Consider the following 17,562-nt stretch of genomic DNA (forward strand, 5'->3'; position numbering starts at 1 on the left):
CTATTGCTCTCTTCCCGTGTATTTATATCCTATGCCCCATATGGTTTTAATAAAGTCATAATCAGGACCAAGTTTCTTACGGATATTTTTTATATGGACCGTTACGGTATTTATTTCTCCGTATTCGTCTCCCCAGACGTTTTCATATATCTGCTCACGAGTCAATACATAATTGGGGTGACGCATAAGAATAGACAAAATTTGAAATTCCTTCGTTGATAAGTCGAGCTTCCTGCTATGCAGGAATGCTTCAAACGTCTTATCGTTCAAAATGAGCGGAGCATCCGCCTTTTCGTTACTGGTACTAAGTTCATCCCACTCTTTAAACAGCCTGTCCACTTTTCTGAAGTGGGCCTTTATCCTGGAGGCAAGCTCCTGAATACTGAAAGGTTTGGTCATGTAATCGTCTGCTCCTATTTCGAGCCCGACGATTTTATCAATGTCCTTATCACGCGCACTTAAAAAAAGAATTGGAACATTATAAGATTTCCGGATACTTCTGCAGACATCATGTCCATCCATATCGGGCATCACTATATCAAGAACGATGAAATCAATGTGGTTTTCTTCCAATGCAGATAAGGCTTCTTCCCCGGAACATGCCGAAATTATTGCAAATTGCTCGTACCTTAAACTCTTTGTGATGAGTTTTACGATTTCTTCATCGTCGTCTACAACTAATATCGTTTTTGGCATCTTTATACCTCCCAACCTCTTTAAATGGACTGCATTTATAACACAAGAGCCGCATGACTCGAATTGACAAGTGGAAACGGCTTTGCCGTCCTTTTTAAGGACGGTACCGTTTCAGCGAGAAATAGAAGGATAAGTTATCGTGTGAAACATATAACGCTTATATTTCAAAAAAAGTCGCGCTCAAAGCGCCTCTCCAGTTCCGGATACGCTGGAATAAGAGCTTGAGCAACGCCTTGGGGAATTCTGGATTCAACAAGCTGGTCTGCCCTTTATCTTTAAACAATTGATGATCAGAATTACGCAAACGGATCTGATATAAATAATAAATTCTTAATCTTGTTGATGCAATTCTCCACTTCGTAAACCTGTCTCTTTAAAGTACCAATCAGCACAAAATCACTAGGGGAAATAAACTTTGTTAATGCTCTTAATGAAATATCTTCGCTATCTTTAATTTTATTGATAGTGGAATCAGCCGCAGCTACGTTTCAAGAATAGAGAAAAGGGCGCTGATGAAGCTGTATCATGAGTTTTATAAGGCGAAGCGGTGAAAAGATGGCGGCCTCAATCAAGAAGCTTACGAATTTGAAAGTCCATTTCTAATGAGCGGATGAACTTTTTATTTTATTGTTTTTATGAACATCTTCCGTACCGCTATCCAAGGCGGTCTTGTAATATAAACATTTATGTTCTATGACTTCCATCGTTTTTTTTAATTCTTCCATCTGTGCTTCTACGGAAGCTTTCCGCTCCAGGAACATGTCATATCTTTGCTGCAAGGTGGAATCCCCCTCAGAGCACCACTCAATAAAATGTTTAATTTCCTTAATCGGCATCCCGGATGACTTCAAGCATTCAATGACTTTTAAAGCGTCCATATCCGATTCCTTGAAAACGCGTTTCCCGCTGGAGGTCCTTTCTATAAAGGGCATAAGACCTTCCTTGTCATAGTAACGCAGGGTATGTGGTGTCATGTTAAAGTGTTCTGCAACTTCACTTATGGAGTATGTCTTCATCATGTATCTCCAGTCTCAATTGTATTTTTTGCTTGACTTAGAGTTAACTTTAAGTAATAACATATGTTTTGTAAAGCCGGTGTTACAGATTTTAATATTAACTAGAAGAGAGGTTACACTATGATAAAAGTTAATGCACGCGCTACATTCAGCCAGGAAGGTCCGTTCAAGCTAACCACCATTGAGCGCCGGAATCTTCAGCCGCACGATGTTCTTATTGAGATTAAGTACGCTGGGATCTGCCACTCGGACATTCATACAGCCCGCGGGGAGTGGGGGCCGGTCACCTATCCACTCGTTCCAGGGCATGAGATCGCCGGAATTGTTAGCCAGGTCGGTTCCGAAGTCACAAAGTATTCAGTAGGTGACCGGGTAGGGGTAGGGTGCTTGGTTGACTCCTGCGGAGAGTGCAGCAATTGCCATAAAGGTGAGGAGCAATATTGCCTTAATGGAAGTACAGGCACCTATGGAGCTATCGACCGGTACGGGCACTATACCCAGGGCGGGTATTCCACTCACATTGTTGTAACAGAAGACTTCGTGGTCCGGATTCCTGATGCTATTCCGCTTGATGCTGCTGCACCACTTTTGTGTGCCGGAATCACAACCTATTCACCGCTGCGCCATTGGGGGGCCGCTCCGGGCAAAAAAGTAGCTGTGGTGGGTCTTGGCGGACTTGGACACATGGCTGTGAAGATCGCTCATGCCATGGGGGCTGAGGTTACTGTTTTATCACAGTCACTGAAAAAGAAGGAAGACGGTCTGCAATTAGGGGCGGACCATTATTATGCGACTAGCGATCCGGAGACATTTAAGCAGCTTGCCGGTTCGTTCGACCTGATCGTAAATACAGTAAGTGCGCAGATTAATATTGATGCCTATCTTTCGCTTCTGGCGCTGGATGGTACATTAGTCAATGTCGGTGCACCCGCTGATCCATTGGCAGTTAACGTATTCTCGCTGATCGGCCACCGCCGCTCGTTTGCCGGGTCAATGATTGGCGGAATCCGTGAAACGCAGGAAATGCTTAATTTCTGTGCTGAACACAATATTGCATCTGAGATCGAGGTTATTTCTGCCGACCGGATTGATGAAGCCTGGGAGCGTGTACTCGCTTCAGATGTCCGTTACCGGTTTGTAATCGATATCAGTACGATGGGGAATGAATAAGGATTGTCCTATTTTTGACATTGTATCGTGTCCATAATTCCAAAAAATTCATACTCTTATAGATATCCTTGGCTCCGAGACCGATGATGTCATTAAAGAAGTAGATCTTAAAATCGAAAAGAGCAAAATCTACCGCAACCTCGGCATCTCGCGCAGCTACGTTTCAAGAATTGAAAAAAGGGCGTTGATGAAGCTGTATCATGAGTTTTATAAGGCGAAGCGGTGAGCTTGAAAATGATAACTTCAAAAAAGTATCCGGTAATAATATAGCGTAAGAAAGCGACTTGTCTGCGGATGAGTTGCTTTGTCTTTTTTGTAGGCTACTTCTGTGAAATAGGGATTAAAGGAAAAATGTTATTAGAAGGAGCTGAACCATGTGGAAATGTGGACGAAGTGCATTGTTGAGTTCCCGGATGGAGAGTAGGGACAAGGATTGTTCCGGTTAGTGGTGAAATAGGTCGAGCGGCATTCATCAGTGTATTTGGATGAATTACGATTGGCAGACGCACAGAACTTAAAATTCTGCGTTACGTGAGTAGCGTACGTGTTCGACCCCTGCCTCAGTATGCTTGATTTATAAGGTTTTTTTTCGAAAAACCTTGGTTTTTGAAATAGTGTAGGAGAGAACTTTTTATTGAGTTCTCTCCTGCAGTTCTTTCCTTTTTCCGGAGGAGAGAACGAGGATCGCATGACTCTCATGTAGTATTGAGGGCAGTGCGATCTTTTTAATTAAAAATATCAGAATACCGTTCATTGTTGATGCTGAAGATACATTCGAGCTGTATTCAAACGAGAATAAGTGTCAGCCGGTGTAGAATAGTTGCTGTGTCCCAGCCATTTCTGGATTTCTTTCATGCTGATTCCATTAGCAAGTAAAAGACTGGCACAGGCCGCTCATTACCATTTGCTCGCCTGGCAATGGCCAGTAAATTAGAGCATGAGATTAATCCCACCAACAAGGTATTCGACAGTGGGTTGGCAGAAGAGGTGAGAGGTCTGATTGTACATGTCTGGCTGAGTTTAAGGTAGATCTACAAAAAAAATACATAAGTTTACTAGTTGGAGAAATGAGAAATACATAACTGAGATGCAGTTTCTATCGCTTTTCCATTTAGATTGACTAGTGTTGATTCATCATAGGATATCTACTCAGATCGTTCTATGAGTTCTATGAGGCAAATTTCGAATGGCTCCAGGATGACTTGTATCGGGAGAGAACCTGATGCGGTAACACACTTTTTGCTGAGTTTAGGTACGGATATGCTGCGCAGATAATTAATTTCTTCAACAGAATGCCCCGCGGCTGCACCAAAACTGTTCTCATTGTCAAATGCGCTTCCGAACTGCTGATTCACGATATGCTGCACAAAGTCATAGTTGCCATTAACCGGCGATAATTCAAAATTAAACTCCTTTCGTGATTTTATCGGGAAATGAGAGTACCGTTCGTGATAAGAGATACTTATAGAAACTCCTTGAGCGTAGACCTCATCATAATGATGATAATTATGCAGCAAAATCTGAAAGCCGGTTCGTGATTTGGTAATGAAATATCCATCGCCGCGCGCAATCAACTCATCCCCCAGTTTGTTAAGGAGGAAGAAAGCATGATAAGACGGTTTTTTAATATTGTTATAGGTGAAGAGGCCAAGCCCTCCGTGGAACAACTGCTGCGGAAGGAGATTTTCTTCATGCAGATCGGTTAACAGCCAATACCCAAAAGCATCCAGACGGTCATAGTTCTCGGTGAGATTCTTAATGATATAAGCCGATTTGAAGCAGGTATCACTCATCAGGTCTTTATGGGAGACTGTCGAATTCCACTCCGTGAGATATACCGGCAGCGAGTCGAACTTGGCTTCCTCAAGTCGCTGCTTCAGCCGGTCAATAAATTCAGTGAAGGAATGGCTCACTGGACTCAGATTCAACTGGTTATCTTGACCATTATAATCCCATAAATCGATATCGTAATAATGGATTGTAATGAAGTCCGGCGTGCAGCCCGCAGCTCTGGAGAAATCCAGAAACCGAAACAGCCAGTCTTCGTTCTTGTTATAGGTGGAGAAGGCAGCTGGCCCCCCGAAGGGAATGGAAGGATCAATCTGCTTCACGGTTTCATAAGTATTAAGGTACAGCTTATTGAAGATGTCGTCATTGCTGAAGCCAAACAGTAAATTGGAGGAGCTGGGTTCATTCCATACGCAAAACAGCCATGTCTTGACTTCTCCCAAGCCGTACCGCTGAATTAGATGCAGTGTCAGCGCCCGGATGAGTTGATTCCATTTATCTATGCTCTTCGGAGGACTGGTGTTGATTTGATTGTAAAAGACGGTTTTCTCCAGATTGCTGGCGAGCAGCTTTGGCATGAAGGAGAACTGCACCAGCGGCTTCAGGCGGATGGAGAGCAGGAAATCAAATACCATATCAATAAAATGAAAATTATAGATTGCTTTTCCCTCTGCGTCCTCACTATAAACCATCATGTCATCATCCAGCAGGCTGTGCATTTTTATATATTTGAAACCAATTTCCTCCTGTGCGATGCGCAGTGCCTGCTGCACATCGGCGAGCAGAACCTCCTTGGCCCGGCTTACTCCAATAAAGTTCTTGAAATGATGGTGAAGTGCCATCAGGCAGTTGGAAACTGGAACTTCAATCAAAGAAGTTCTACTGCTGCCCACCCGCTGAGGCAAATTGACGGGGGCAGATTCCAGATTGCTCTCTATGAAGGCTGAAATATCCTCATAATAAGAAAGCGGCTCATCCTGATAGTAATTCACGGATTTTTCTTTGGTAGCTTCTATGCTTCCCAAAATTTCGCCTGCATGCTTTTTCCTCCATACACTCGGAACTTCCCCGTATTTATCAGTGAAAGCCACGACGAATGATCGGACATTGGGAAAGCCGTTCTGTACCGCCACCTTGTCAATAGTCAGCGACTCATTCGTAAGATCATTTACTGCATGATGCAGGCGTATATCCTTCAGGTAGTCACTGAAGGATATACCCATGCTCGTTTTGAAGTATTTGGATAAATAGGGGACGGATAAATATTCTGCTTTGGCCACATTTTGCAAAGAGATTCGATCATTGTATTTGCTGTTGACATAATCCAGTATTCGGCTCAGCCTATCCAGATTCTCTTGGGAGTAGCTGAGGCCTTCCTCCTTGTCACTGCTGAAATTGGAGCATAGTTCATAGATCAGCTCATACACCAGTGAAATATTTTTGAGATCGATATACTCGTTGGAGTTTATATTATATTTCAGAATTTGGGCAACGATCCGCTTAATATTTTTGAATCGCTCTGAGTCACCGGAACGGGCTGAGTTGCAGTCATAATACATTCTCTGAATATCCATAGTTGATTCTTTAAGCAATTCAAGTTTGATTTGTAATGCTATCATTGTCGCATTATCCGCATGCAGCTCATGAACCTCGTTAGAATTAATCAGAATAATATCTCCGGGTCCAAGCTCATAGGACAAGTTGCTGACAGTTATATGCACATTTCCTTTGATATTGATTATAAGCTCCAACGATTGATGCCAGTGGCGGTTAACATGCCCGATGCGGTGAAGGAAGAATTTAATAGGCAGTTGTTTGGGGAAACTAATAACCTCGTGTCGGAATTCCATATCATCGCCTCTTTCTATAGGTGGTTATTTAATCTTCAATGGCAATATATTAGGCACTTATTTAATCTGAAAGCTCGAAATTTGCAATAGGAAGTACTCGGATTCTTATTATAGATTAAATTTATGCTCTAATCTAGTTAACATGGACAGTTAAGATTAGCTGTAGTACATGTTAGGATATATTCGTGGGGTAAGCGATATCATATGGCAAAAGGGATGTTGGATATGGATAAGCAAGTTTTTCTGGAGACCAAGCAGATAAGTAAAAAATTTAACGATGTAACCGCTGTTAATCAGGTCAGCATGAATGTAAGGCTTGGAGAAATTCGAGGTCTTATCGGAGAGAACGGTTCCGGTAAATCAACCATTTCGGCCATGATGAGCGGACTGTTGTCCGTCACGAGCGGTGAAATGCGCATTGATGGCGCAACCTACCGTCCCAAGGACACACTCGATGCGAGGGAGCATAAGATTTCAATGATTGTGCAGGAGACGGGCACCATTCCCGAATTGTCAATTGCAGAGAATATGTTTCTTGGCGAGGAGCAGCGGTTTGTTAAGCGGGGATTCGTCGATTATAAACGGATGAATCAGGAAGCGGAGCGAGCGCTGGAACTGATTGAGCTGCGTGAGCTCGATGTAACCAGACCCATGTATACGCTAGGTTTTGAGCAGAGAAAGCTGATCGAAATCGCCAGAGCCCTGTACTATGATCCTACATTGTTCATTGTTGATGAGACAACTACCGCTTTGTCGCATGAAGGCAGAGTTCTGATCCACCAGATTATGCGCAGGCTTAGAGACCAGAATAAGGCCGTATTGTTTATTTCCCACGATCTTAGTGAGTTGATGGATGTTTGCGATGTGCTGACGGTCATGCGGGATGGCGAACTGATTACAAGCATTGAGAAGCAGGATTTTGATGAGAATCACATTAAGCAATCCATGGTAGGCAGGGTCATTGAAGGGAATTATTACCGGGTTGATTACGATGGTTCCTATGACGATCAGGTTATGATCCAGGTCAGGAATGTCAGCAGCTCCGTTTTGAAGGACATCCAGTTGGATCTGCACAAAGGTGAGATTCTGGGGATAGGCGGGCTGTCAGGCAGTGGAATGCATGAGTTGGGCAAGTTATTGTATGGGGGTCTAAAGCCAGTGAAGGGAGAGGTCCTGGTCTATGAGAATAAGGAGGACGGCACTCCTGCTATTCCCCGCAACCTGAAGAGTATTAAGGCGGCAATGGCCAGCGGGATCGGTTATGTATCCAAGGACAGAGATAAAGAAACTCTAATTATGGAAGCGTCGATCAAGGATAATCTGGTTTTGTCCGCGCTGGACCAGCTTTCACACTTTGGTTTGATTCTGCCCGGCGAAGAGAAACGGTTTGCCTTGAGACAGATTGAGGGGTTGAAGATTAAAGCCAGCAGTATGAATCAGAACGTAGGGGAATTGTCGGGAGGCAATAAACAGAAAGTGTCCTTCGGCAAATGGATCGGGAACCACTCGAAAATTCTGATTTTAGACAGTCCTACCCGAGGTGTGGATGTAGGTGTTAAAACCACTATGTACCAGTTGCTCTATACTTTGAAGAAAGAAGGGTATTCCATACTGATGATTTCAGAGGAATTACCGGAACTGATTGGTATGAGCGACCGGATTCTGATGATGAAGGACGGGAGAATATGCAAAGAGTTCTCCAGGGCGGAGAATCTCAGTGAGGCTATGCTAATTGAACACATGATTTAGAGTAAAGGCGGGAGCTTAATGGAACACGGCAATACAGCTACACAAGGAAGACTCGGCAGGGGAAGATTCCCGGGCACTCTCGGCTTTCTAAAAAAAAATAAAAATACATTAATTCAATATGCAGGTTTGGCGCTTGTCATCGTAGTCTTTGCCCTATTGACCGGTGGGGACTTGCTGTCAAGCTTTAACCTGCGGACGATTATCAAGCAGCTTGCTGTACTATTCACGATTTCAGTAGGAATGGTCTTTATCTTCTCCCATGGCGGCATGGATATATCAGTAGGGGCGGTTATGGCGCTGAGCTCCTTAACTGCGGTTTATACGCTGAATGCTGGAGCACCGCTTGCAGTTGGCATCCTAGCAGCCATTGTCGTATCCGTCATTTGTTATCTGCTTAATGTGTTTATCGCTATACAGTTTGGGCTGATGTCGGTGATTTCCTCCCTCTCGGTGATGTTTATTGCTAGAGGGCTGGTGACCTATAAGGTATCGACGGCGACCGAAAAACTTAGCGTTGTGGATACAGAACAGCTCAAGCTGCTCGGCAGAAACATTCCGTTTATTCTGATTTTTCTTATTCTAATAGGTCTGATAGGAATCGTACTGTTTCATTACACAAAGATTGGTAAATATAACCGGGCCATTGGCGACAATTCCCTGGCAGCTATGCAAAGCGGGGTACAGGTGAAAAAGGCTAAAATTACCGGTTATGCTCTGGCAGGTGTGCTGGTAGGCTTTGCTTCCATCTTATCTTTAGCTCGTTCAACGGTCATCAGCGAGAACACGGGAGCCGGAATGGAGATGGATGTCATTGTGGCCCTCATTCTGGGTGGTTTATCCCTGAACGGAGGCAGCAAAGCGAAAATGAGTTCGGCGATTGTAGGCAGCATTACTTACATTTTGCTCAATAACGGGTTGGTCATGGTGGGAGTAGCTCCTGAAATGGTCTCCTTGGTGAAAGGTGTTGTATTTTTGCTCGTGGTGTTCCTGCTGCTCAAGCGTCCTTCTTCTGAGGTTATGCCCCGGTAATTCTAAAAAATTCATGTAAAAGAGGGATAAGCAATGAAAAAAAGTAAAGTAACCCTTATTCTAAGCGTGCTTATGATGCTGGTTGGAATCGTTCTCACCGGCTGTGGTGACAAAGCCAATAATACAGGCGGCAAAGAGAAGGATCAGATTAACATTGGGGTCATGTTGTACAATTATACGGATATTCAAGGCCAGGAAATCAAATCTTACGGCTCCTATCTGGAAGAAAATTTCAATGTGAAGTTCAATTATGCAACCGTGGGTTCAAGCGAGGAGGACCATATTAAAGGTCTTGAGAATCTTCTTGCCTCAGGTGTGGATGGAGTCATAAGCGGTTATGATACCGCGCTTGAACAAAGTGTGAGCTTGGCGGAAGAAGCTGGTGTGTATTATTCGGTAGCGCTGGGGGATGTGGATGGAAGTATAGCCAGTGACTACTTTGTCGGAGGGATCAAGCAATTCGGCGACAACCCGGCGGACTTGGGTGCCTTGTATGCTGAGCAGGCTTACCGGGCAGGGGCCAGAAATATCGGAGTCACTTCATTTCCTGAGTTTGCTTTCTTGGACGCTCCGGCAATCATTTCGGGTCTGACTGAGAAAATGAAAGAATTGGACGTTGACCATCAAGTTACTATCTATCCAACGGAATACCATTCCTTCGCGCCAGAGAACGCAAGTGATGCAGTAACCAAAATCATCTCCGAGCATCCGGAAGTGGATACGATCTTTGGTCTGGGTTCAGGGATGGACTTTGTTTATCCGGCTATCCTGAACAGCTCTTCTCCCGGAATCCATCTGCTTGCGCTAGGCTATAACAACTCTACAAGTTCGGGTCTTGCGAGTGGCAATGTCTTGATGGCTGGAACAAACAATTACACGCAGATTGTAGCCAACGCCTTTGCGCAGCTGTACGACCGGATTCATGGAAAAGTGTATTCCGATTGGCAGCCTAATGGAAGAGTCAACTATGTAACGCTGAGCTCAGTAGAAGAAACTGATAATTTCAACAAATATGTGATTCCATCCGACAAGTCGAAAGGTTCGGTTACCGCTGATGAACTTAAGAAAGTAATGCTGAGCTTCAACGAATCCGCTACATGGGAATCGCTGCAGGCATTAACCAGCCGTACTTTGCCAGAAATTCAACAGGCCAGAAATGAATAGATCAGGGGATGGCCTTACGTGTCCCAATGTAACGGAGTGAGTGCATGAAGAATCTTTGGATTAAGAGAGTTTGGGGTTTGCTCAAAACATTTTTGTTCCCAGTATTAGTATATGTAATCTTTCTGCTAATTACCTTCATGATGGATCGGTCAGGTTATGCAACATCAGGGGCATTTGACCGAATCATTAGAAATAGCGTGCTATCCACGATTATAGCCTATGCCATCGCGTTGCCCTTGTCGGGAGCGCGATGGGACTTCGCACCAGGGATTATTATTATTCTCTCAGGCATAATTGGCAGTAATCTGGCGATCGATTTGGACGGGGGTCCAATGACACTTTTACTGCTGACAATGGGAATTGCGGTGGTTCTTAGTCTGCTGGAGGGTGTTCTTTACCTGGCAATCAGAGTTCCGACCATCATTGTTTCACTTGGTGTAGTGATGGTGTACGAAGCGTTGTCGGGCATCGTCTATGGCGGGACTGGGACACAACTGTACATGCATCCCCAACTAACTATTTTTGCCCGGTCTCCATGGATATATGTTGTGCTGCTGATTACTATGACGCTGTTCTATATTCTGCTGGGCCGGACGAAATTTGGTTATGATATGCGTTCACTTGCGGCTAGTCCCCGTCTGGCGGTCAATATGGGTGTTAAAGAGAAAAAGAATATTATTATTACTTATTTGATAGTGGGTGCATTGCTCGGCGTTGCGGCTGTTATCAATGCCTCCACGGTATTGGTGTCACCGGCTAACAATCTGAGCTCCACCTCGCTGATGTTCTCATCAATGGGGCCGGTATTGGTTGGACTTTATTTGGCGCGTTTCTCGAATATCCCCCTTGGGATTTTTGCCGGTGCGCTGGGAATGAATGCCCTATCCTATGGCATGGTCGTGATGGGGATTGACAGCTCTATACAGACCGTTAATCTTGGTGTGTTCATTGTGGCTTTCATGGGATATACCTCTAATCAGGAGAAGATACGCGAATTTTCCAAGAAAATCAGAATTGGTGCCAAAAACAAAAGCATTAGGCGACAATCTCAGTAAAGATAGGAGTGGGAGAAGTGGATATTAACCGTTTGAGAGAGAAGCCATTTAATCTGAATGAAGAAGACATGAAATGGGTACAAGTAACATTTGAGAAAATGACGATGCAGGAAAAGATCGGGCAGTTGTTTTTCATGGTTGGCTACAAACAGGATGAACCGTTCTTGAAGCATATTGCAGAAGAGATTGGCATCGGAGGTTTGATGTGCCGTTCTATGGCCAAGGAAGAAGTGGTTGCCACTGTATCAACCCTGCAGAAGTCGGCGCAGATTCCTCTGCTTATAGCCGCCAATCTGGAGGCGGGCGGACAGGGCATAACTAGTGACGGCACCAAAGTTGGTTCGAATATGGCAGTTGCCGCAACCGGAAACGATGAGTTGGCTTACGAATTAGGAAGAATATGCGCCATTGAAGGCGGTAGCGTAGGCGCCAACTATGCGTTTGCTCCCGTTGTCGACATTGACTTCAACTTCCGCAACCCCATCACCAATACAAGAACCTTCGGGAGCAGCACGGAGCGGGTTAAAACAATGGGGGCTGCTTATGTGAAGGGCTGCCAGGAGCAGGGCATGGCTGCTTCGATCAAGCATTTTCCTGGCGACGGTGTGGATGAGAGAGATCAACATCTTGTGACTTCTGTTAATTCCTTAACAACAGAAGAATGGGACCATACATTCGGAAGTGTGTACCGGCATTTGATCGATGAAGGAGCCAAGACGGTCATGGTCGGGCATATTGTCCTTCCTGAATACTCCAAACTTTTGAATCCGTCTCTTCGCGATGAGGACATTCTGCCCGCATCACTGGCAAGCGAGCTGCTTGGTGGGCTGCTGCGGGAACGGCTTGGCTTCAATGGACTGATTATCACCGATGCGACAACGATGGCGGGGATGAACATTCCGATGCCGAGAAATGAGCTGGTGCCCCGGGCGATTGAAAACGGCTGCGATATGTTCCTGTTCACGAAAAACCTGGAAGAAGATTTGAAGTTTATGCGGGAAGGTCTGGCGGCAGGCATGCTCTCCACTAACAGATTAGATGAGGCTGTTCTCCGCATTCTGGGGCTCAAGGCATCACTCAAGTTGCATGAGCGGGAGAATGTACCGGTACTTGCCAAGGCTGAACAGGTGCTTAGGCATGATAGCCACCGGGAAACTGCCAGAGCCATCGCTGATCAATCAATCACATTAGTCAAAGAGGAAGAGGGAGTATTCCCAATTATACCGGAGCGTTTCCCTCGTGTGTTGCTTTACGGCATCGAGAGTGAGGCTAACGCGCTAGGTTACAACAAGACCAGTGGCCTGGCGGCTTCATTTATTCCACTGCTCGAGAACGAGGGATTCTCCGTAACCCTTTTTGAGCCAACGGGCGTCTACGAAGGATTGCAGGGCTCTTTTACAGAAATGATAAAAAGCTATGATATTATAGTCTATCTGTGTAATCTGGCAACCAAGTCCAATCAGACAGCTGTCCGGATTGAGTGGCTTAATCCGATGGGCATCAATGTTCCAAATTATATTAATTCCATTCCGACAGTGTTTATTTCTACAGAGAACCCATATCATCTACTTGATGTTCCGCGTGTCAAGACCTACATTAACACTTATGGAGTCAATGAGTATACATTGCCGCTGCTGATTGAGAAGCTGATGGGCGTATCGGAGTTTGCAGGCAAGAGCCCTGTTGATCCGTTTTGCGATAAATGGGATACAAAATTATAGAGAGGGGATTTACTGTGATTCATCAAAAGCTTCCGCTGCTGGATAACTCAGCAGCTACACTCACCACCTATATTCTGGATGATGGAGAATTCGACCGAAAAAACCTGGTGCGTCCAGCTGTTGTGATCTGCCCTGGCGGCGGTTATAACGTCATTTCCCAAAATGAAGGAGAACCTGTAGCGCTCGCATACAGCAGAATGGGTTACCACGCTTTTGTCTTGTCCTATTCTGTAAAAATTGATAATCCGTTTCCTACTGCGCTGCTAGAGTTGGCCCATGCGATGGCTCTCATTCGGGAACATGCGGATGAATGGCTTGTGGACAAAGACAATATTTCAGTGGTTGGCTTCTCTGCCGGCGGAAATCTTGCGCTTAGTCTGGGGATTTATCATAATCAGCCCCTACTTAATGAAGGTACGGGATTAAGCGCCTCCCAAATCAAGCCCAATCAAATACTGCTTGGCTATCCGGCGGTTACACTGGAACCTCGTTCCGAGAAAACTCCCGATTTCGTCATTGAACTGATGGAGAAAGGCTTGATGCCCGATATGAGAGGGCCAAGCATCCGTGAAATCCTTATGGGCAAAGAAAATTTGTCGGATGAAGAGAAAGATTCTTTAAATCTGCTGCATTATATCCATTCAGAGCTTCCCCGCACATTCATCTGGGGCACTTATCAAGATACGGTGATTCTACCGACGGATTTATTTGGCCTGGCTGAGGCATTATTCCGCAATGAGGTACCCTGTGAACTGCATATGTTCGAAAAAGGGCCGCATGGCATGTCGCTCGCCGATGAAACGGTCAAAGCGGCGGAGCAGTTACAGCACTTGCATCTCTCCGAGTGGTTTCAACTGAGTATGAAATGGCTGAAGCAAGGAGTGGGGGCGCAGTGAGTAATCTTCCCAAAGCGGTAATTTTTGATCTGGACGGGGTGATTACAGATACGGCGGAATTTCACTTCCTGGCCTGGAAACAGCTCGGCGAAGAGCTTGGAATTGAAGTTGACAGGGCATTGAATGAGCAACTGAAAGGAGTCAGTAGACTGCAGTCGCTAGAGCGGATCATTGCTTCTTCACCTAAGCAACCGGTACGGCCGATCGATGAACTGGAGCGGCTGGCGGCCAAGAAAAATACACATTATACATGGTTAATTCAGTCTATCTCGCCAAACGATATTTTGCCCGGCATCGACACATTGATTAAGGAACTGCGGGCAGCGAGCATTAAGCTGGCCGTTGGCTCGGCGAGCAAAAACGCTCCGTTCGTACTGGAGCGCCTGGAGTTGACCGGTGCTTTTGACTATATTGTTGACGCGAGCAACATAAGGCATGGCAAGCCGGATCCAGAAACCTTCACCGATGCAGCGGATTATCTGAAAGTTCCGTATAAGGCTTGCATTGGGATAGAGGATTCGGCTGCAGGCATTGAGGCTATTAAACGGGCAGGCATGTTCGCGGTAGGCATCGGATCAGCGGAATCTTTACATCAAGCTGACTATCTCGTCCGCGCTACGGATAATCTCAGGATGAGCACGATTTTGGAAGCATACAGTCAATGGAGCAACGGAACTTGCCTAGATTGAAACAAAGCTGAGCTATACAGAGGAGAATAACTGATCAATTAGCGTGCACTGGCATATTACGGTGCGCGCTGTTTGTCATTACAAGCTATGCTGTTCTTACTGATATTTGAAGGCGAAGATGCATATAGCAACAATTAACATCATCTATGCATGACTGGAAAGATAACTACTTTGAGGAATGGCGTATTGGGGACGCAGTAATTTGTTTATGTCATTGTAAAAACCTCCCCGGAGTTTGCTTCGAACATATTGTCAATGGTAGGGAGCGGACTAGTTCTCTCATTTTTCTCTTCGAGTTCTCTCGCAGTTCTCTTCAAAGGCTAAATCTGCTCTTCTTTTTGCATTTCAAATGATATGAATCTCAGCCTGGATGTGCTGCATGTGCTGCGGGACAATACCGGTATTCCAGTGTTGTTTGTACCCGGAAATCATGATTATTGGAGTGAAACAAATAAAATAACCAATACCTGGGAGATATACAAGGCCTAACAGACATTTGATGGCTGCCTATCTGAGCGCCCTTTTTATGCTAAATGACGATTGGGTGATAATTGGAAATTATGGATGGTATGACTACACCATGGGAGAAGCTAAATATACTTTTGCAGATTACGAGGCTATGCATGCCATGGATCAAACCTGGCATGATAGCGTGTACGTACAGTGGGGATGTGGAAACCAGGAGATACATCGTTTTTTTACGAATGCCTGGAGCGTGAACTGGAGCAATACCAAGGCAAAAACATCATTATTGTGACTCATATGTTAACTCATCCATTTTTTAAAGTTCCATTGCCCAATAAGCGATGGGAATACTTCAATGCTTTTCTGGGGAGCACAGAATATCTGAACCTGTGCCGCAAATACAAGGTACGGTACAGCATTATGGGCCATGTACATTACCGCAAGCAACATCGGGACCAGGGCACCGAATTCATCTGTGCTTGCCTGGGCAACCGCAACGAGTGGAAAACTTCGGATACAGGTACAGAAATTGCGATGACTAGCGTTGTGTTTGTCCCGATCCTTCTTATAGCATAGGCAATTGCACGTGCAATTGCCTATAGCAGGGATTGAGAAACGACGATATTCTCTCATCAGTTAAGGATACACGAATGTCACTGCCAACCTAGCAATCCTGCGGATGCTCTCATACCACCTTATTCTGGCAATGAGAATCGTAAGTCTCTGGGGAACCGCTGCTCTGCGTTATTGGTCAACTGCGGCTTGCTTCAACAGATTATGGGTAAGTGCACACGTATTTTTCGTCGGCTATCCATCAGAGCCTTTCCACCATCATCATAAGTCTCGTCCTAGTCAGGTTGTTCATCAAAGTATTTCCACTTGATTAGCTTATCATTTCGGGCTTTCGTTACTCATCCAGCTGTCTACATAAAATTCACCGTTATAGAACTCATGCTCTGTAATTTCTTTGAGCTTATTCTTGGCTTCTTCAACAGTATCATATTCGCCAATGACCGCGATGAAATTACCGGTGGCTGTTTTTATAAAGGAGATATCCTCATCTGGATATAGCTCTTCGAGAATACCCATTTCCTCTCCTAACAACATTTCTCCCGTACGAATAGAGAAAACCTCATGAGGCGGCGCCGATTCGCCGTTTGGAGTCAGCTTCAGTTCAAGATATCCAGGATCTTTAAATTCAGATATGGAATGCTTTACACCATCTTTCAGTTCAACGACGAAACGCATTGCCGAGTCATCCAAAATGATATTGCGATAAACATCCTTCACTAGGGGAAGAGTATGCAAATCTTTCTCAATCGTTTCATAATCAAATTGACGGGTACCATTGAACGTAAAGATTAGACGGTTAGGTGCACCTTTCTGTTCAACTGTATAGGAAGGTACATTGGCAACAGGCTCGTTCCCAGAACTAAAATGAATTTTAAGTGTATTCTCTGCCGCTTCCGTTCCCACTCTGGCGCCGTCTGTCCGCTCGCCACCTCCGCCAAATTGCAGAACCTGAACAATCTTCCCAACTACAGGTATTTTAGACATCGCGTGTGATACACTTGGGATGTTAACGGTGAATAGGAGCATAATACAGGCCGCAATTAATGAAGCGAAGCGCATTGTTCTAAGGGATCTCTTACGAGCGGATGCGCTTTTTTGAGCATTATAAATGACGCTGGCAAGCTGTTCAGGAATTTTGATATTCTCGTAACGATCTTTTCCCATCATACGTTATCAACCTCTCCCTCAATCAAATAATGTTTTAATTTTTTTATAATACGGTAAAATTTAGATTTGACTGTATTTTCCGATAGAGAAAGCACTTGCGCCATTTCCCTAAAGGGAAGATTCACAAAGAATTTCAAAATAATATAAGTTCTCTCTTCTGGTACGAGCCGGTCCAGTGCATCATACAAATCCATTCTTTCTTCCAGCGTCGCTCCCCGTTCAGTAGCCGCAAGCTCTTTTCCATGATCCTCGATATAGACCGTCCGCTTGTTGCGGCGTACATGATCAATAGCTGTATTAATCACAATACGTGACATCCAGGTATCAAAATAGGTCACGGACTGCATTTTGCCATAAGCGAGGTACCCTTTGTAAGTAGCCTCAGATACGATGTCCAGCGCTTCTTGCTCATTTTTTACATAACAGTAAGCGAGGCGGTATAGCTTATCCCGAATTACTCCGAGCTTTTCGCTGTACTGCTCTTCTTTTAATTTTATGTTGTTAAATCTCATTACTCTTCGTAAACCCCCTTCT

The 17,562-nt window shown here is 44.8% G+C and carries 14 protein-coding genes and 2 pseudogenes; 11 read left to right on the plus strand and 5 right to left on the minus strand.

The features are described from left to right. On the minus strand, positions 1 to 696 hold the full coding sequence (locus tag H70357_RS07640) for a response regulator transcription factor (RefSeq protein ID WP_038587523.1): 696 nt from the start codon (positions 694 to 696) through the stop codon (positions 1 to 3). Positions 697 to 1,163: 467 nt separating this feature from the next. Here H70357_RS07640 and H70357_RS36530 point away from each other — a divergent pair. Further along, positions 1,164 to 1,247: pseudogene (locus tag H70357_RS36530) on the plus strand (sigma factor-like helix-turn-helix DNA-binding protein); the annotation flags it as partial. Positions 1,248 to 1,295: 48 nt separating this feature from the next. Here H70357_RS36530 and H70357_RS07645 read toward each other — a convergent pair. After that, on the minus strand, positions 1,296 to 1,712 hold the full coding sequence (locus H70357_RS07645) for a MerR family transcriptional regulator (protein ID WP_038587526.1): 417 nt from the start codon (positions 1,710 to 1,712) through the stop codon (positions 1,296 to 1,298). A 120-nt stretch (positions 1,713 to 1,832) separates the two neighbouring features. Between H70357_RS07645 and H70357_RS07650 the strand changes: the two genes are divergently transcribed. Both H70357_RS07650 and H70357_RS35035 read left to right on the plus strand, forming a co-directional pair. Next, positions 1,833 to 2,882, plus strand: a complete 1,050-nt coding sequence (locus H70357_RS07650; protein ID WP_038587529.1) for an NAD(P)-dependent alcohol dehydrogenase — start codon at positions 1,833 to 1,835, stop codon at positions 2,880 to 2,882. A gap of 52 nt (positions 2,883 to 2,934) precedes the next feature. Beyond that, positions 2,935 to 3,108 (plus strand): annotated as a pseudogene (locus tag H70357_RS35035) (sigma factor-like helix-turn-helix DNA-binding protein); the annotation flags it as partial. A 919-nt stretch (positions 3,109 to 4,027) separates the two neighbouring features. Here the strand turns inward: H70357_RS35035 and H70357_RS07655 are convergent. Continuing rightward, positions 4,028 to 6,520, minus strand: coding sequence for a GH39 family glycosyl hydrolase (locus H70357_RS07655; protein WP_038587532.1), 2,493 nt, complete (start codon positions 6,518 to 6,520; stop codon positions 4,028 to 4,030). Between the two features lie 225 nt (positions 6,521 to 6,745). On the opposite strand from H70357_RS07655, the gene H70357_RS07660 reads away from it, so the two are divergent. From H70357_RS07660 to H70357_RS36245, 8 genes are all read left to right on the plus strand, one after another. Then, the gene (locus H70357_RS07660; protein WP_038598896.1) at positions 6,746 to 8,269 is read left to right on the plus strand and encodes a sugar ABC transporter ATP-binding protein; all 1,524 of its coding nucleotides are present in this window, start codon (positions 6,746 to 6,748) and stop codon (positions 8,267 to 8,269) included. A gap of 18 nt (positions 8,270 to 8,287) precedes the next feature. Next, the gene (locus H70357_RS07665) at positions 8,288 to 9,298 is read left to right on the plus strand and encodes an ABC transporter permease (RefSeq protein WP_038587535.1); all 1,011 of its coding nucleotides are present in this window, start codon (positions 8,288 to 8,290) and stop codon (positions 9,296 to 9,298) included. A gap of 33 nt (positions 9,299 to 9,331) precedes the next feature. After that, positions 9,332 to 10,462, plus strand: coding sequence for a sugar ABC transporter substrate-binding protein (locus H70357_RS07670; RefSeq protein WP_038587538.1), 1,131 nt, complete (start codon positions 9,332 to 9,334; stop codon positions 10,460 to 10,462). Positions 10,463 to 10,506: 44 nt separating this feature from the next. Continuing rightward, on the plus strand, positions 10,507 to 11,517 hold the full coding sequence (locus tag H70357_RS07675; protein ID WP_038587540.1) for an ABC transporter permease: 1,011 nt from the start codon (positions 10,507 to 10,509) through the stop codon (positions 11,515 to 11,517). 17 nt (positions 11,518 to 11,534) lie between these two features. Beyond that, on the plus strand, positions 11,535 to 13,238 hold the full coding sequence (locus H70357_RS07680) for a glycoside hydrolase family 3 protein (RefSeq protein WP_331281752.1): 1,704 nt from the start codon (positions 11,535 to 11,537) through the stop codon (positions 13,236 to 13,238). Between the two features lie 14 nt (positions 13,239 to 13,252). Continuing rightward, positions 13,253 to 14,134, plus strand: a complete 882-nt coding sequence (locus H70357_RS34210) for an alpha/beta hydrolase (protein WP_052091890.1) — start codon at positions 13,253 to 13,255, stop codon at positions 14,132 to 14,134. Continuing rightward, positions 14,131 to 14,823, plus strand: a complete 693-nt coding sequence (pgmB, locus tag H70357_RS07690) for a beta-phosphoglucomutase (protein WP_038587546.1) — start codon at positions 14,131 to 14,133, stop codon at positions 14,821 to 14,823. Before H70357_RS34210 ends, pgmB begins: the two co-directional genes overlap by 4 nt. 669 nt (positions 14,824 to 15,492) lie before the next feature. Next, positions 15,493 to 15,864, plus strand: coding sequence for a metallophosphoesterase family protein (locus H70357_RS36245; RefSeq protein WP_197073662.1), 372 nt, complete (start codon positions 15,493 to 15,495; stop codon positions 15,862 to 15,864). Between the two features lie 315 nt (positions 15,865 to 16,179). Here H70357_RS36245 and H70357_RS07700 read toward each other — a convergent pair whose 3' ends face one another. Together H70357_RS07700 and H70357_RS07705 are read right to left on the minus strand one after the other, a co-directional pair. Continuing rightward, entirely contained in the window at positions 16,180 to 17,028 is an 849-nt protein-coding gene (locus H70357_RS07700) for a hypothetical protein (protein ID WP_038587549.1), read from the minus strand. Then, positions 17,025 to 17,540 (minus strand): sigma-70 family RNA polymerase sigma factor, encoded by a 516-nt coding sequence (locus H70357_RS07705; protein ID WP_038587553.1) that lies wholly within the window; start codon positions 17,538 to 17,540, stop codon positions 17,025 to 17,027. The genes H70357_RS07700 and H70357_RS07705 overlap by 4 nt, the downstream gene beginning before the upstream one ends. Positions 17,541 to 17,562 lie beyond the last annotated feature (22 nt).

Source organism: Paenibacillus sp. FSL H7-0357 (assembly GCF_000758525.1).
Lineage (GTDB): Bacteria > Bacillota > Bacilli > Paenibacillales > Paenibacillaceae > Paenibacillus_AQ.

Bases quoted from the DNA above. Each gene is read 5' to 3' on its own strand.
- H70357_RS07640 (WP_038587523.1), bottom strand. From the start codon at position 696: ATGCCAAAAACGATATTAGTTGTAGACGACGATGAAGAAATCGTAAAA.
- H70357_RS07645 (WP_038587526.1), bottom strand. From the start codon at position 1,712: ATGAAGACATACTCCATAAGTGAAGTTGCAGAACACTTTAACATGACA.
- H70357_RS07650 (WP_038587529.1), top strand. From the start codon at position 1,833: ATGATAAAAGTTAATGCACGCGCTACATTCAGCCAGGAAGGTCCGTTC.
- H70357_RS07655 (WP_038587532.1), bottom strand. From the start codon at position 6,520: ATGGAATTCCGACACGAGGTTATTAGTTTCCCCAAACAACTGCCTATT.
- H70357_RS07660 (WP_038598896.1), top strand. From the start codon at position 6,746: ATGGATAAGCAAGTTTTTCTGGAGACCAAGCAGATAAGTAAAAAATTT.
- H70357_RS07665 (WP_038587535.1), top strand. From the start codon at position 8,288: ATGGAACACGGCAATACAGCTACACAAGGAAGACTCGGCAGGGGAAGA.
- H70357_RS07670 (WP_038587538.1), top strand. From the start codon at position 9,332: ATGAAAAAAAGTAAAGTAACCCTTATTCTAAGCGTGCTTATGATGCTG.
- H70357_RS07675 (WP_038587540.1), top strand. From the start codon at position 10,507: ATGAAGAATCTTTGGATTAAGAGAGTTTGGGGTTTGCTCAAAACATTT.
- H70357_RS36245 (WP_197073662.1), top strand. From the start codon at position 15,493: ATGTGGAAACCAGGAGATACATCGTTTTTTTACGAATGCCTGGAGCGT.
- H70357_RS07700 (WP_038587549.1), bottom strand. From the start codon at position 17,028: ATGATGGGAAAAGATCGTTACGAGAATATCAAAATTCCTGAACAGCTT.
- H70357_RS07705 (WP_038587553.1), bottom strand. From the start codon at position 17,540: ATGAGATTTAACAACATAAAATTAAAAGAAGAGCAGTACAGCGAAAAG.